Genomic DNA, 299 nt, shown 5'->3' with positions numbered 1-299 from the left:
GACGACACCGCGCAGCTGCTGGCGGCGGCCGCCATCTTCGCGGTCGGCTTCCTGATGCGGCCCGTCGGCGCGTGGATCATGGGTGTCTATTCCGACCGCAAGGGCCGCAAGGCGGGGCTGACGCTGTCGGTCACCCTCATGTGCACCGGCAGCCTGATCATCGCCTGCACCCCGGGCTACGCCGCGATCGGGATTGCGGCCCCCGCCCTGCTGCTGTTCGCCCGCCTGCTGCAGGGGCTCAGCGTCGGCGGCGAGTATGGCTCGTCGGCGACCTATCTGTCCGAGATGGCGACGGCGAA

The 299-nt window shown here is 70.6% G+C and carries 1 protein-coding gene; it reads left to right on the top strand.

Going from position 1 to position 299, the window contains the following annotated elements:
• On the top strand, positions 1-299 hold a 299-nt coding region (locus FLQ44_RS17810), incomplete at both ends, for an MFS transporter (protein WP_147695464.1).

This window comes from Vogesella mureinivorans, assembly GCF_007644035.1.
In the GTDB taxonomy this organism is placed as follows: domain Bacteria; phylum Pseudomonadota; class Gammaproteobacteria; order Burkholderiales; family Chromobacteriaceae; genus Vogesella; species Vogesella mureinivorans.
The sequence above is the reverse complement of the archived record's forward strand: the minus strand, read 5'-3'. Positions and strand labels throughout refer to the sequence as shown.